At 35.0% G+C, this 13,591-nt stretch carries 16 protein-coding genes and 1 other annotated feature; of the genes, 10 read left to right on the top strand and 6 right to left on the bottom strand.

The annotated features are described in order from the left end of the window. Positions 1 to 9 precede the first annotated feature (9 nt). From liaF to AC1DKZ_RS06045, 4 genes are read left to right on the top strand one after another with little or no spacing between them, the layout of a single operon-like run. Positions 10 to 750, top strand: a complete 741-nt coding sequence (liaF, locus tag AC1DKZ_RS06060; RefSeq protein WP_002126337.1) for a cell wall-active antibiotics response protein LiaF — start codon at positions 10 to 12, stop codon at positions 748 to 750. Next, positions 750 to 1,805: a sensor histidine kinase gene (locus tag AC1DKZ_RS06055; RefSeq protein ID WP_002011673.1), complete on the top strand. Its 1,056-nt coding sequence runs from the start codon at positions 750 to 752 to the stop codon at positions 1,803 to 1,805. Before liaF ends, AC1DKZ_RS06055 begins: the two co-directional genes overlap by 1 nt. Beyond that, a complete protein-coding gene (locus tag AC1DKZ_RS06050; protein WP_000598709.1) occupies positions 1,802 to 2,434 on the top strand; it encodes a response regulator in 633 nt (210 codons plus the stop codon). The genes AC1DKZ_RS06055 and AC1DKZ_RS06050 overlap by 4 nt, the downstream gene beginning before the upstream one ends. 10 nt (positions 2,435 to 2,444) lie before the next feature. After that, complete coding sequence (locus AC1DKZ_RS06045; protein WP_002126339.1) at positions 2,445 to 2,801, top strand: DUF3992 domain-containing protein; 357 nt, start codon at positions 2,445 to 2,447, stop codon at positions 2,799 to 2,801. 24 nt (positions 2,802 to 2,825) lie between these two features. Here the strand turns inward: AC1DKZ_RS06045 and brnQ3 are convergent, their stop codons facing one another. Continuing rightward, on the bottom strand, positions 2,826 to 4,181 hold the full coding sequence (gene brnQ3, locus AC1DKZ_RS06040) for a branched-chain amino acid transport system II carrier protein BrnQ3 (RefSeq protein WP_113733925.1): 1,356 nt from the start codon (positions 4,179 to 4,181) through the stop codon (positions 2,826 to 2,828). A 57-nt stretch (positions 4,182 to 4,238) separates the two neighbouring features. Next, positions 4,239 to 4,497: a binding site (T-box leader), on the bottom strand. A 262-nt stretch (positions 4,498 to 4,759) separates the two neighbouring features. Here brnQ3 and AC1DKZ_RS06035 point away from each other — a divergent pair. After that, positions 4,760 to 4,969 (top strand): hypothetical protein, encoded by a 210-nt coding sequence (locus AC1DKZ_RS06035; protein ID WP_000880630.1) that lies wholly within the window; start codon positions 4,760 to 4,762, stop codon positions 4,967 to 4,969. A gap of 39 nt (positions 4,970 to 5,008) precedes the next feature. Here AC1DKZ_RS06035 and AC1DKZ_RS06030 read toward each other — a convergent pair whose 3' ends face one another. Next, a complete protein-coding gene (locus tag AC1DKZ_RS06030) occupies positions 5,009 to 5,785 on the bottom strand; it encodes a class I SAM-dependent methyltransferase (RefSeq protein WP_193663617.1) in 777 nt (258 codons plus the stop codon). Between the two features lie 108 nt (positions 5,786 to 5,893). Here AC1DKZ_RS06030 and AC1DKZ_RS06025 point away from each other — a divergent pair, with 108 nt between their 5' ends. Further along, positions 5,894 to 6,745 (top strand): YhfM domain-containing protein, encoded by an 852-nt coding sequence (locus AC1DKZ_RS06025; protein ID WP_113733923.1) that lies wholly within the window; start codon positions 5,894 to 5,896, stop codon positions 6,743 to 6,745. Between the two features lie 183 nt (positions 6,746 to 6,928). Here AC1DKZ_RS06025 and AC1DKZ_RS06020 read toward each other — a convergent pair whose 3' ends face one another. Further along, positions 6,929 to 7,126: a hypothetical protein gene (locus AC1DKZ_RS06020; protein ID WP_000776287.1), complete on the bottom strand. Its 198-nt coding sequence runs from the start codon at positions 7,124 to 7,126 to the stop codon at positions 6,929 to 6,931. A gap of 152 nt (positions 7,127 to 7,278) precedes the next feature. Here AC1DKZ_RS06020 and AC1DKZ_RS06015 point away from each other — a divergent pair, with 152 nt between their 5' ends. The 3 genes from AC1DKZ_RS06015 (at position 7,279) to hmpA (ending at position 10,440) form a co-directional block, all read left to right on the top strand. After that, positions 7,279 to 8,376, top strand: coding sequence for a site-2 protease family protein (locus tag AC1DKZ_RS06015; RefSeq protein WP_476995795.1), 1,098 nt, complete (start codon positions 7,279 to 7,281; stop codon positions 8,374 to 8,376). Positions 8,377 to 8,490: 114 nt separating this feature from the next. Continuing rightward, positions 8,491 to 9,009, top strand: coding sequence for a hypothetical protein (locus AC1DKZ_RS06010; protein WP_476995794.1), 519 nt, complete (start codon positions 8,491 to 8,493; stop codon positions 9,007 to 9,009). Positions 9,010 to 9,231: 222 nt separating this feature from the next. Beyond that, the gene (hmpA, locus tag AC1DKZ_RS06005; protein WP_476995793.1) at positions 9,232 to 10,440 is read left to right on the top strand and encodes an NO-inducible flavohemoprotein; all 1,209 of its coding nucleotides are present in this window, start codon (positions 9,232 to 9,234) and stop codon (positions 10,438 to 10,440) included. 29 nt (positions 10,441 to 10,469) lie between these two features. Here the strand turns inward: hmpA and AC1DKZ_RS06000 are convergent, their stop codons facing one another. After that, on the bottom strand, positions 10,470 to 10,982 hold the full coding sequence (locus AC1DKZ_RS06000; protein ID WP_476995792.1) for a Crp/Fnr family transcriptional regulator: 513 nt from the start codon (positions 10,980 to 10,982) through the stop codon (positions 10,470 to 10,472). A 170-nt stretch (positions 10,983 to 11,152) separates the two neighbouring features. On the opposite strand from AC1DKZ_RS06000, the gene AC1DKZ_RS05995 reads away from it, so the two are divergent. Further along, entirely contained in the window at positions 11,153 to 11,380 is a 228-nt protein-coding gene (locus AC1DKZ_RS05995; RefSeq protein ID WP_000883004.1) for a hypothetical protein, read from the top strand. 293 nt (positions 11,381 to 11,673) lie between these two features. On the opposite strand, the gene AC1DKZ_RS05990 is transcribed toward AC1DKZ_RS05995, so the two are convergent. Beyond that, positions 11,674 to 12,474, bottom strand: coding sequence for a sulfite exporter TauE/SafE family protein (locus AC1DKZ_RS05990; RefSeq protein WP_002086690.1), 801 nt, complete (start codon positions 12,472 to 12,474; stop codon positions 11,674 to 11,676). A gap of 117 nt (positions 12,475 to 12,591) precedes the next feature. After that, positions 12,592 to 13,590 carry an inorganic phosphate transporter gene (locus AC1DKZ_RS05985; protein WP_002030715.1) on the bottom strand — a complete coding sequence of 333 codons (999 nt, stop codon included), beginning with the start codon at positions 13,588 to 13,590 and terminating at the stop codon, positions 12,592 to 12,594. Between the last annotated feature and the right edge of the window lies 1 nt (position 13,591).

Below are 13,591 nucleotides of genomic sequence, written 5' to 3'. Positions count from 1 at the left end.
GGAGCTGAAATGAAGAAGCAATTTTCAAAAACACAATTTATGGGGATGCTCCTCATCATATTTGGATTCGGTCTTTTTCTTGATATGATACTTGGACATTTTGAACCAGGTGGTCTAATATTTGCATTTATTATGATTATGTTTGGAAGACATTATCGAAAGAAGAACCGTTATGTAAGAGGGAATGTATTTTTATTTGTCGGTGGTATTGTCTTCTTATTCTTCTTATTTTCATCAGCGGCATTCGTACTTGTTGTGTTTGCTTGTTTAGCTTTAATTGGTTATCAACTTATTCAACAAGGACATCGGCAAAAAGCAATGAAAGTTGAAATTAAAGAAAAGGGATATATAAATGAAGAAAAACAAATATATCGTACAGAACCGTATATAAAAAATATGTTTGTAGGTAATGTACGAATGATGGATCATATTTATGAAATAGAGGATATTAACGTCCAATATGGTGCTTGTGACGTCGAGATTGATTTAACAACTGCTATGATTCCAGAGGGAGAAACGGTTATTGTGATTCGGGGCGTCATTGGTAATATTCGCTTATATGTACCATATGATATTGAATTGTCTTTAAATCATTCTGTTATTGTTGGGCGAGTGCTCCTGCCAGGACACGAAGAAACTGGATTTAACCGTAATGTTACGTTTAGAACAGAACAGTATAAAGAAGCCCCTCGTCGTATTAAAATTATTTCTTCGCTTGTCGTAGGCGATACGGAAGTGAGGAAAGTATAATGAAAAAACAAAGGAATATTTCGTGGATGTATATTCGTTATTCTATGTTGTCCTCTGTGAGTATCGCACTTATTTGTACAATTGTATATGTATGGAAAAGCGAGCAACAAGTTTATGATTTACTCTGGAAAGAATCCATTGCTTCTGTTCCAATTGGCTTGTTTATTATGAGTACGAGTCTTCTTATCGGAGGAATTGTAGGATATGCAATCGGTTATTATATAGAACAGCGTATACAAGGATTAAATACTTTTCTATTTGAAGTAGAGCGAGGGAATTTTCCGAGTGATGTCTCATTTACTGCGGACGATGAATTTCATGAAGTGGAACGAAAAGTAATTGGTCTTGCTCGTCGCTTAGAGGAGCAAGCTGGGCTATTTCAAAAAGTAACGAATGAACGAGCCCATTGGAATGAAGAGATGAGACAAGAAGCGATTTCTCAAGAAAGGCATCGATTAGCGAGAGAGCTGCACGACTCTGTAAGTCAGCAACTTTTTGCGATGTCGATGATGATGTCAGCCATTAATGAGCAAGCAGCTGAAATTCCAGACACGACGAAAAAACAGTTGCAGCTTGTTGAGAATATGGTTGTAAATGCACAATCAGAAATGAGAGCATTGCTCCTTCATTTACGCCCAGTGCAGTTAGAAGGTAAGAAACTAACAGAGGGTATAGAAGAATTATTAACAGAACTGTCTAGAAAGCAACATATGAAAATTGAATGGTTAATTGAACCGATTCAATTAAAAAAAGGTGTAGAGGATCATTTATTCCGTATTGTACAAGAGGCGCTGTCTAATACTTTACGGCATGCGAAGGCAAAGAAAACCGAAGTGCGCCTTCGGAAAATTGATCAATATGCGATTTTGAAAATTATTGATGACGGTGTTGGGTTTAAAGTTGGTGTTAATAAGGCTGGTTCATACGGTTTAAGGTCAATGCAAGAGCGAGTTCATGAAATTGGTGGTACATTAAAAGTTCTTAGTTTTCCGAATAAAGGTACGCAAATAGAAGTGAAAGTACCTATTATGATTGAGAGAGGGGGAGAATCATGATAAAAGTATTACTAGTTGATGATCATGAAATGGTTCGAATGGGTGTATCAGCATATTTATCAACGCAGCCAGATATTGAAGTAGTTGGAGAAGCTGAAAATGGAAGAAAAGGTTCAGAGTTAGCTTTGCAATTAAGACCGGATATTATTTTAATGGACCTTGTTATGGATGAGATGGATGGGGTTGAAGCGACACGTGCTATTATTCAAGAATGGCCAGAAGCGAAAATTGTAGTTGTCACGAGCTTTTTAGATGATGAAAAGTTATATCCTGTTATTGAGGCGGGGGCGACAAGTTATTTATTAAAAACATCAAGAGCGAGTGATATTGCAGATGCTGTAAGAGCTACTTATGATGGGGAAACGGTATTAGAGCCGAAAGTTACTGGCAAAATGATGTCTCGTATGCGTCAGAAGAAAGAACAACCTTTGCATGAGGAGTTAACAGAAAGAGAGTCTGAAATTTTGTTATTAATTGCAGAGGGGAAAAGTAATCAAGAGATTGCAGATGAGTTGTTTATTGCCCTTAAAACAGTAAAGACACATGTGAGTAATATATTAAATAAGCTAAATGTAAGTGACCGGACACAGGCGGTTATTTATGCGTTTAGACACCAATTGACGAAATAAGAAGGCAGCTTTGACTATATATGGTCAAAGCTTTTTATTGACGGTTATTTATGTAAGCGTTATCATTAAGGTGTTAACAGTACATACAAAGGGGAGAGAGTGTATGTTAGTTCAAACGATATTTGGAATGGATGAAACGAAAAAATTAGGTAACTATGTGAATGCGTTGCAAGCACTTTGTGAACAATATGATATTGAAACAGATCGTATTGCAATTATTGAGGCAACAGAAGAATATTATTTATTTCTAGTGAAGCAAGAAGATTGCTATGATGTTGTAAAAGTAGAAACAGTGGATACGAATATTGATTACTATACGAAAGCTTATAAAGTAAGTAGCTTTAATCATACTTCTTATCAAATGTAAAAAACTCCCGAAATGGGAGTTTTTTTATGATACTTTCGATTCAGGTGAATGCTCCGTTAATGGTACTGTTTTTGCACCACTTAATTTTGCGATAGCAAAACCGATAATAGCCCCAACTAACGCTGGTACTAACCAGCCAATTCCTTCATTATATAATGGAATAAACTCAAAATAAGATGTGATAAATGAAACAGGAATATTCCCTTGTTTTAATCCGTCAAAAACGCTAACAACTGCTGTTCCGATTAAAGCACATACATAAACAGATCGATAGCCACCGAAATATTTATGAAGTAATGATAATAACACGAGTACAATTGCAACTGGATATACAACAAGTAAAATAGGAACAGAGATGGCGATAATTTTTGTTAAACCTAAGTTGGCAACTAATAATCCTAACAAGCAAATGACACTTGCTAACATTTTGTATGAAAATTTTGTCAATAATGTTGAGAAGTATTGACTGCACGCAGATACAAGTCCAACGCATGTTGTTAAGCAAGCAAGTGTAACGATAAGAGATAACAGAATTAGACCATATGGACCGAATAATTGTTGTACGATAACGGTAAGTAGCTGTCCTCCATTTTTTGCGTATCCGAGAGAGACACTAGTTGTACCGAGCCAGCCAAGTGCACCATATACAAGTACGAGACCAGTAGCGGCAATAAGTCCTGCTTTTGCTGTAGCGATGGCAATTGATTTACGATCACTCACACCTTTTGAGCGAATTGCATTTACAACGATAATCCCAAATGCAAGTGCTGAAATGGTATCCATCGTTAAGTATCCTTCCATAAAACCTTTGAAAATTGGAGAAGTTTGATACTCTTGCATGGCTGGTCCAGATTGCCCGAGGGGTGTAAATACACTCTTAACGAATAATAAAAAAATAGAGAGTAATAAAATAGGTGTTAATACACTTCCGATACGATCGACGAGCTTAGAAGGGTTTAAACTAAGCCAAAATACGATAGAAAAGAAGATGACTGTGTATAAAAATAGCACTAGGCTGCTAGAGCGAATAGTTTCTGGTAAGAAAGAACTAACCCCCATTTCATAAGCGACATTAGCAACACGTGGGATGCCCATAGATGGACCGATTGCAATGTATACAACTACCGTAAAGAATATTCCGAATAATGGGTGAACATGACTTGCAAGTTGTTGCATTCCATTTCCTGATAGAGAAATAGCGATAACAGTAAGTAGTGGTAAGCCGACTCCTGTTAGTAAAAAACCAATCATTGCTGGCCAAAAGTTTTCACCAGCATTTTGTCCAAGCATTGGAGGGAAAATTAAATTTCCTGCCCCAAAAAATAAAGAAAATAGCATAAGGCCTGTGAAAAAAACATGTTTTTTTGATACAGTGTTCATTGTTTTTCCTCCTTTTTTGTAAATTCATTGTAAGAACACAAAAAACTCGTCCCTAAAGAAAGGGACGAGTTATATTTACCCGCGATACCACCCTAATTTATACATGTAGAAATAAATCTATATGTATACGGCTTTGCAACGTACAACATGATACGTGTTCCTTGTAACGGGGGACATCCGGTAAGAACTTACTTTAGCATTCGGTTCTACTTCTCGGAGATGATTTTCGGTTAAGCACTGAACGTCGGCTTTCAGCAAATCGCCAACTCTCTGGGGAACAGTCCTATAACGTACTCGTTCTCGTCAATGAATTTTAATTCAAGTATTCTGACAGTATTTTCACACGTTTTTTTTAGAAAGTCAACATATTTTTTGGGAAATACACTTTCCTGTAGAAATATAGCTGAGAATATAAGGGTTAATACTATTTGTAAAAATGCTGTAAAACATTATAGAGAATTGTAAAGATTATGGAGAAAATCGATATTTATAGGAGTAAGGAAGGAATTGTTTGAATTTGCAGAGAATAATACAACAATCCACTTGCTGGAAAGAACAAACCAAAAGAGGTGACTGAAATGCTTGCGATGGGAGTATTATTTGGCATTATTGCTATAATTGGTTTTATGTGGTTATATTATTCGCGTTCGTTTAAACAAGCAGAAGTTTTACTCTTTCAAAAAGGTAGTTTGTTGACAAATCAGTCTAGATATTTAGTATGTCCGAAGTGTGGAAGTGCACAGGCCAGGAGTGGAGGATATCAAGAGTGTTGCAAAATTAGATTATGAAAGAAGGAAGCCTCACATTACTTTGTGAGGCTTCCTTCCTTACAATTTTTTCGCGCTCCAAATTGTCCAACGATCTCTTTCGATGATAGGAGAGACGTTTTGTAATGCCGTTTGGATATGATGTAGAAGTTGAGAAAGTTCATTATCTGTTAGTTCATATAGAATGGATCGGCCTGTTCGAGGAGATAAATCTTGTAGCAAAGCCTCTACAGAATCATGTACTTTTCGTACTTCCCATTGTGTTTGTATGGGGAACGCTTGAAGAGAATATTGTTGTAATTCTTGCTGAATAGTAGTGGTTTTTGGTCTTCTTTTCGCTTCTGTTTCAATGAGTTTTGGAAAGACAGAGAAAAAATATCCACGAAGGTGTTCAGGACTTCCTGGAATTGTACAATCTTCAATAGTTCGGTCTTGTAAAATAAGTATACCGTCTTTTTTTAATATGCGAGAAGCCTCTCGTATAAATGTGGGAATATCATGCAAATGATGAATGACTGCACGAGAAATGACAAGGTCGAATGTTTCATTAGGGAATGAGATATTATGTGCATCACCGTGAATGAATGAAATGTTTGGGAAGCCGTTACAATTTTCTTTTGCAGCTTGTAATATTTCTTTTGAAAAATCAAGCCCAACAACACTTTTGGCTCCCATAAGAGCAAGTTCTTTCGTGTAAATGCCGCCACCACAACCTATATCAATTACTTGTTTATTTTGCACATCTACAATATTGTTTATTGTTTCCTGCCATGAAATATGTGCGTTACGACTTGCATACGTATACTTATTATTTGCATCATGAAAATTAATGGACATTGTAAAATCCTCCCTTCATTGTATAGTATAGCTCATTCTATATAATGTAACGTTTTTGTTTTATGTATGAGGATTATAAGAATTTCTTATTGGAAAAGGAGAATCGATTTGAAAGGGAAATATTTAATGGTTTTATGTGTTATTTTACTCGCGTCGTGTGGTCAAGCAGAGCAAAAGAAAGAATCGAAACAAGTAGAGGAGACAGTGAATGAAGTGAAAGAACCATTACAAATAACTGTTATACAAAAAGGTACAGAAGAAAAAAAATTGAAGAAAATGGATGCGGAGTTAGTGGTGGATATTATAAGCAAAGCAGAAAAACAAGAAGTAACAGGTAGCTTTGGTAAACCAGAATATGAAATACAAATTAGTAGAGAGGGGAAAATAGAAACGTATTATGCATGGTTAAGAGGAGAAGATCGACGGGGATGGGTGCAATATAAAAAAGCTATGTATATGCTGAACGAAAAAGATACGGAAAAACTTTTGGCTATATTTCCAAAGATTCCAGAACAAAAAGAAGATGAGATGCAGGTAGGGCCTTTAACGGAAATAACGAAAAAAGATTTGCAGATTACTGCGTTTCATATTAAAGCGGGTGATCAAAAAATGAATTATACAGTACGTTATACGATTTCACAATCACTATATAATAAGTTAGCGAAGGAACAAGAATATTATTTGCAATTAATTTTCCCGGAAAAGGTTCAAAAATTAATTGGCGCAAAAGAGAGTGAAATAATTTCAGCTGAAAAAGTAAAGGAAGGGTATAAACAGTATGAGTTGAATGTTACTGTTCCGATAAAAGATGCTTCAGAATCACAATTAAAATCACTAGAAACCTATTATGATAATCACGATTTACAAATATTAAATAGTAAGAAAGAAAAAGTAGGAGCATTTCAAAACATTATTCAAATTGTTAAAGAGTATGGTGAAAAAATGAATTTACAAAGATAAAGTGAAATTTTAATCAGTGGGGGCATCCCACGCTGATTATTAGCACGACTCCTACCTAAATTCTTTGCTCCAGCCGAATTTTGAGGTGGGATTCTTACTGCCCGTAAATAGCGGGCAGTAAGAATCATAAAGTCTATATGGCCTTTCCTAGGAAATGATAATAGAGGGGAAAAATCCCCTCTATTATTTTGCTTTTGCAGATGGCTCATTCATTGATTTTCGTGTAATTAGAAAGGAAATCATAAGAGCGGAAAGAATAATAAGGGCTATAAATAAGTGATTTGGTAACCAATCTAATAATAATACGTAGCTGACGGTATAAAAAATAAGAGTTGAAGCTAAAAACGATAGAGCGCCTATCATAAGAGATTGTAATTTCATTTGTATTTACCTCCTTTTATTTTTATTTTTGGCTAAAAATGGATGGGATAAACATTATTTCTAACAATAGAAAAAAATATGTCATAATAGAGAAAAAGAATAAGTTTTGATGAGTGTATATGGCTCAATAAAGCGAGATAAAGGAGAGGAATATGAAAAATAATAAAAAAGGATTATGGGGAGTTATAGTTGCAATAGGGTTATTTTTACTATCTAAGTTAAAATGGGTATTTGCAATTTTTAAGTTAGCAAAATTTTCAACAGTATTTAGTATGTTTTTATCGCTTGGTGCATACGCAGTCATATATGGTTGGAAGTTTGGGGTAGCACTCGTATATTTATTGTTTGTACATGAGATGGGGCATTTATGGGCAGCGAGAAAGAAAGGGATACCAACATCGCCAGCAATCTTCATACCATTTATGGGAGCTCTTATTGGGATGAAAGAGATGCCGAAAAATGCAAAAGATGAAGCTTACATTGCATATATGGGACCTCTTTTCGGATTGCTTTCATTTTTACCCGCGATCCCACTGTATATAATCACGAAAGAGCCGTTTTGGGCGCTTATTATTTTACTTGGAAGTATGATTAATTTCTTTAACTTAATTCCAGTTTCTCCATTAGATGGTGGACGAATAATTTCAGTTGTAAGCACGAAAATTTGGGGAGCAGGGCTAGTTTTACTACTCGGCTATTCTATTTACTTCAAGAGTATTTTAGGAGGATTTATTTTTATTATCGGCTGTATGGAACTATATAGAGTAATAAAGAGAGATGAGCCGATTAAGGAATTAGGATATAAAATCGATGGAATGAAAGAATATGTTGCTAGGCTTGAAGAGGAATTAAAAGAAACTGGTGCGGTGCATCGAACGATTTATATGATTCACCATGAAATGAATGTATTAAGACAAAGAGAACGTGAAAAAGAATTAAAAACAGGAGAACTTCAAAAGATTGAAGTGCTAGAGTACCTTTTACCAAAATTTGAGCCACTTGATTATGTCCCATATGAAGATGAAAAAGAAATGCATACAATTCATATAAGAGAAGCATTTGAACTGTCGGAAAGAAAATTAAATGAATGGGAAACAGAAAAGGAACAACAAGAAAATTATTATAAAGTTGATACGAAAACGAAATGGACAGTATTTGCTTGTTATATTGGATTAATGGCTATACTCGGTTATACAGCTTATGAAGGATATGTTGTTTTACAAGAGCATTTACCAAAGAGAAATTTGTAAAAAAATAGTGTCGGAATGACAAGAAGAATTTAAACAGGAATTACATTTCTGCGAGAGAATGTTACAAGTGTAACAGTACATTGTAATATTCATAGTAGAAAAGGAGTTCTGTATATGAAGAAATTGTTAAGTGTATTGGTAACTATTACTGTAATGGCAATAGCGAGCTATAGTCTTATGAAAGTACTATTGTATTATGCGAATAAGTCTGCTGGAGTAAATAGAGTAGCACAAATAGAAGAGGTGCAAGAGAAGAAGAAGACACTCGATTTTGTTCGTACGACACATGAAAGTTATAATAATTTCTTGAATTATGGCAAGGCAGAGAAATATACAGATGGGGATTGGAAACATTTTAAACAATGGTTTCAAGAGCAAGAAGCTTCTTTAAAAAATATACATAAAGAAATAAAAAATAAAAAAATAAAACGCGATGTGAATAGAAGTTATGAAATTGTAAAAAAAGGTGTGGAGCTTCAGAATATGGAGTATGTAATCTATGCTCATCGTGTATATCATGACTTGGATATACTTATGAATAAATATAAAGGTGAAACGAATATATGGGGGTATACAGAGTTTGGAAACGGGCAGAATATAAAAGTAATTGAACAAGCAATACAAACAAAGTAGTAGGCTAGCTAGAATTCTAGTTAGCTTTTTTTTGAGCACAATTAATGGGGGCTAATAATTAGTAGCGTATGGGAGCATATCACTATTTAAAATTTATTTAATATGTGCATTGTTCATATATTTTTCACAAAAACACCATGTTAATAGTGATTAAAATCACAATATGTATTATACAATTCAGTTAAACTAAAAACAGTTAAGGAAATAGAGGAGTGGGATACAATGTTAAGTGCAAAAACAATTGAAATCGTAAAGTCAACAGTACCGTTATTACAAGAAAAAGGCGTTGAAATTACAACGAGATTTTATCAAATTTTATTTTCGGAACATCCGGAGTTATTGAATATTTTTAACCATACGAATCAGAAAAAGGGAAGACAACAACAAGCGTTAGCAAATGCTGTATATGCAGCTGCAATGTACATTGATAATTTAGAAGCTATTATTCCAGTTGTAAAACAAATCGGTCATAAGCATAGAAGTTTAGGTATTAAAGCAGAGCATTATCCAATAGTAGGTACATGCTTACTACGAGCGATTAAAGAGGTCGCAGGCGCACCTGATGAAGTTTTAAATGCATGGGGAGAAGCGTATGGCGTCATTGCTGATGCATTCATTAGCGTTGAAGCGGATATGTATGAAGAAGCTGCACATAAAGAAGGTGGATGGAAAGATTTCCGCAACTTTGTGATTGTTAAAAAAGTGAAGGAAAGCGATGTTATTACATCATTTTATTTAAAACCTGAAGATGGCGGGAAAGTTTCTTCATTCATCCCAGGACAATATGTAACGATTCAAATAAATATTGAAGGTGAAACATATACGCATAATCGTCAATATAGCTTATCTGATGCTCCTGGAAAAGAATATTATCGTATTAGTGTAAAGAAAGAAAAAGGTGTAGATACACCAGATGGTAAAGTATCTAATTACTTACATGATCATGTAGGGGAAGGAGATGTCTTACCAGTAAGTGCACCAGCAGGAGATTTCGTATTAAATATGGAGTCAACATTACCTGTTGTACTAATTAGTGGTGGAGTAGGTATTACACCGATGATGAGTATGTTAAATACGTTAATTGAACAAGAATCAAAGCGTAATGTATGCTTTGTTCATGCGGCGATAAATAGTAATACACATGCGATGAAAGAGCATGTTGAGACAGTAGAAAAAGAGTATGAACAAGTTAAAGCATATACTTGCTATTCTTCACCGACAGAGCAAGATGTGGAAATGAAGAATTTTGATCAAGAAGGATTCATTGAACGTGAATGGTTACAAACTATTATTCCAACGACTGAAGCAGAATTTTATTTCTGCGGTCCAGTACCATTTATGAAACATATAAATGCTGCATTAATTGATTTGGGTGTTAAACAAGAGAACATTCATTATGAATTTTTCGGTCCCGCAGCAAGCTTACAATAGGTTAACGTTGCCAAGCAAAAAACGAGGTATTATTTTACCTCGTTTTTTGCTTGTTCTCTAAGTAAGCGATTTACTGTTTCGCGGCGTACACCTATGAGCTGACCAATTTCAGTTTGTGTTAATATTTCATAAATAGGGATGTCACCTAAATAAAAGGTGAACCACTCTTGTAAACGATGAAGGCGCTCTTTAGGAGAGACAGTTGTCAATTGATCGATACGCTGTTGCATCATTCTTAATTTCGATTGTAATTGCATAGCGATATTTTCATAAGATGCAGGATTTGCCTGAAGTTTGTCGTACCATTCATGGCTAATTATAGGCTCAACCTCTGTTTTCATTAAAGCGATAGCTGTACCGTGATATTCCTTCGGTGAAATTAAAGAATGGTGAGGTATCGTTTCACCAGGAACGATAATATTAAATAAAAATGGTGTTCCGTCTTCTTCTAACCGAATAACTTTTAATAAACCTGTTTTTATAAAATATAATGGACCGTCCTCACCTTGACGGAATAATACATCTCCCTTATGTAGAATCAATGTTAGCCCCCCATTAAAACATTTCTATTTCTTATATTTTAGCGTATATGTATAAAGACAATATGCTTTTTAAACAGCAATTTCATTGACGAAATGTATGCTATTACAGTAGTATACTATTTAGTGTGTAATAGTACTAGCAATGAATACGCTGTAGGGGGTTTAGTATATTGTTAGATGCGATGAAGATGACGGATATGAGAATTCCGGCGAATGCTATCATTCATGTAGAAGAGATGAAAGGTGGAGTCGTTTTATCCGTTGAAATAGACGGCCAAATTATTTATACGATGGCTTATGATGAAGAAACAGATAGTTATGCTGAATTATATGATCGAAACGATAAGAGGGCGTGCCAAGTACATGAAGACTTTATGGGATGGTCACTTCTTCACTAAAAAGATGTCAATATGACATCTTTTTTTATTGAATCGATAGATTATACAAAGAAATGAAATATAAGGATAAAATTTGTAATAAATGATTTTGCATTGTTAGCGCTTTGTAACTGTAAGATAACTGTTTTTTCGCTATCATAAAGATAACAGTCATAGCTATAGGAGTGATCAACTTGAAGAAATTACATATTTCAAATTTTATGCTATTAAGTGTTTGTTTAGTTTTATTTGTTCTCCTAGGAGCCTTTTTATATTCATGTGTATAAGAAAAAACGCATTCTAGAAAGAACGCGTTATAAAAATGAAGTAATGATTAATCTAGTTCCAAGAATAATTAATGTGATACGTAATAAATTAATTACTGCATTACCGCTTAATTTTGTGTTAATATAAGCCCCGATTTTTCCGCCAATCCATGCACCAGGAATAAGAATTAATGCATAAGCCCAGCTGACATTTCCTAGAGAGATGTGAGTTAAAGAACTTACAATTGCTGAGAGAAATACGATAAACATTGAAGTTGCTACAGCAATGTGTGCTGGGAACGCAAAAAGGAGCATCATCGCTGGCACAAGTAAGGCACCACCACCGATTCCAAATAATCCGGATATAAATCCAACTATAAAGGCAATAAAGATAGCGAGAAATGGTGGAAATTGATAGTCTACAGTATTTCCTTCGTTATCTGTAAAAGATCGCTTAATTACAGTCATATTTGATAGGGAAAGAGGTTTCAATTTGTCTCGTAGTATAAGAAGAATGGAGACGAATATAAGAAAAATCCCAAAGTATAAAGAAAATGTATCTTGGTTTAAAAATTTGTTTGCCCATGATCCGATAATACCACCAGGGCCACTCCCGATAAATAAAATAAGTCCACTTTTATAATCTACCCGTTTATGTTTCATATAAGTAAGGGTAGAAGCCAGCCCTGTAAAAACGACTGTTACCATAGAAGTTCCTACTGCGAGTTGTGGTGATAAACTGTGTAATCCAATTAATAACGGAACGATAATAATTCCGCCTCCAAGTCCGACTAGGCTCCCGACTGTCCCAGCGATTAATCCGATGAAAAGTAACATGATGTATTCCAAAATTGCCAACTCCTCTATGTAACTTATCCATCAATCATTATACACGCTTTTTAATAAGAAATAGGCTTGTTCACAAAAAAGTCGTCTTCCTAGAAAAATAAGGAAGACGACTTTTGATTAAAAGATTAAGTGTAATAAGTAGTAAAATAATGCAGCTAAAGAAGCTGAAATAGGAAGTGTAATAACCCATGTAATTAACATGCGTTTTGCAGTTCCCCATTTTACACCTTTCACGCGATGTGAAGCACCAACTCCTAAAATAGAAGAAGAGATAACGTGCGTCGTACTAACCGGTAAGTGAATAAATGTTGCGCCGAAAATAACAAGTGATGATGATAAATCGGCAGCTACACCATTTACAGGACGAATTTTCATAATTTGTCCACCGACAGTTTTAATAATTTTCCAACCACCGACAGAAGTACCAAGACCCATTGCGATTGCACAAGATAATTGTACCCAGAAAGGGATATCGCCAGAAGTATGATAGTTATTGGCCATAAGAGCCATCGTAATGATTCCCATTGCTTTTTGTGCATCATTCGTACCGTGCGTATAAGCTTGCAATGCAGCGGTGAAAATCTGGAATATACGGAAGTTCTTGTTCGTTTTCGTTAAGTTAAAGTTTTTAAATACCACTTTAAAAATACTATATACGATGTAACCAATAACAAAAGCGATGATCGGTGAAATGATTAAAGCTTCAAGAATTTTTATAAACCCTTTATAGTTTAATGCGCTAATACCAGCAGCAGCAATTGCTGCACCAGCGATTGCGCCAATGATTGCATGCGAAGAACTACTTGGAATGCCATAGTACCAAGTGATCAAATTCCAGACTATTGCCGCAAGCAAAGCAGCTAAAATTACAAGAGAACCATTTTGCAAAGCAAACGGGTCAACAATATCTTTTGTAATCGTTTTTGCTACACCTGTAAATGTCATCGCACCTAAAAAGTTCATAATAGCTGCCATAACAATTGCATGTCTAGGCTTTAGAGCTTTCGTTGAAACAGCCGTTGCAATAGCGTTTGCTGTATCGTGAAATCCATTGATAAAGTCAAAAGCTAAAGCGCAAATGACTACTAAAACGGTCAGTATCAAGAGTGTATCCATG

The sequence above is a fragment of the Bacillus sp. 05T21 genome, from assembly GCF_056396785.1.
This window is presented reverse-complemented; position numbering and strand designations above follow the sequence as displayed.

Excerpts from the sequence above, each read along its gene's own strand:
- liaF (WP_002126337.1), top strand. The coding sequence starts at position 10 with ATGAAGAAGCAATTTTCAAAAACACAATTTATGGGGATGCTCCTCATC.
- AC1DKZ_RS06055 (WP_002011673.1), top strand. The coding sequence starts at position 750 with ATGAAAAAACAAAGGAATATTTCGTGGATGTATATTCGTTATTCTATG.
- AC1DKZ_RS06050 (WP_000598709.1), top strand. The coding sequence starts at position 1,802 with ATGATAAAAGTATTACTAGTTGATGATCATGAAATGGTTCGAATGGGT.
- brnQ3 (WP_113733925.1), bottom strand. The coding sequence starts at position 4,181 with ATGAACACTGTATCAAAAAAACATGTTTTTTTCACAGGCCTTATGCTA.
- AC1DKZ_RS06035 (WP_000880630.1), top strand. The coding sequence starts at position 4,760 with ATGCTTGCGATGGGAGTATTATTTGGCATTATTGCTATAATTGGTTTT.
- AC1DKZ_RS06030 (WP_193663617.1), bottom strand. The coding sequence starts at position 5,785 with ATGTCCATTAATTTTCATGATGCAAATAATAAGTATACGTATGCAAGT.
- AC1DKZ_RS06020 (WP_000776287.1), bottom strand. The coding sequence starts at position 7,126 with ATGAAATTACAATCTCTTATGATAGGCGCTCTATCGTTTTTAGCTTCA.
- AC1DKZ_RS06015 (WP_476995795.1), top strand. The coding sequence starts at position 7,279 with ATGAAAAATAATAAAAAAGGATTATGGGGAGTTATAGTTGCAATAGGG.
- AC1DKZ_RS06010 (WP_476995794.1), top strand. The coding sequence starts at position 8,491 with ATGAAGAAATTGTTAAGTGTATTGGTAACTATTACTGTAATGGCAATA.
- hmpA (WP_476995793.1), top strand. The coding sequence starts at position 9,232 with ATGTTAAGTGCAAAAACAATTGAAATCGTAAAGTCAACAGTACCGTTA.
- AC1DKZ_RS05985 (WP_002030715.1), bottom strand. The coding sequence starts at position 13,590 with ATGGATACACTCTTGATACTGACCGTTTTAGTAGTCATTTGCGCTTTA.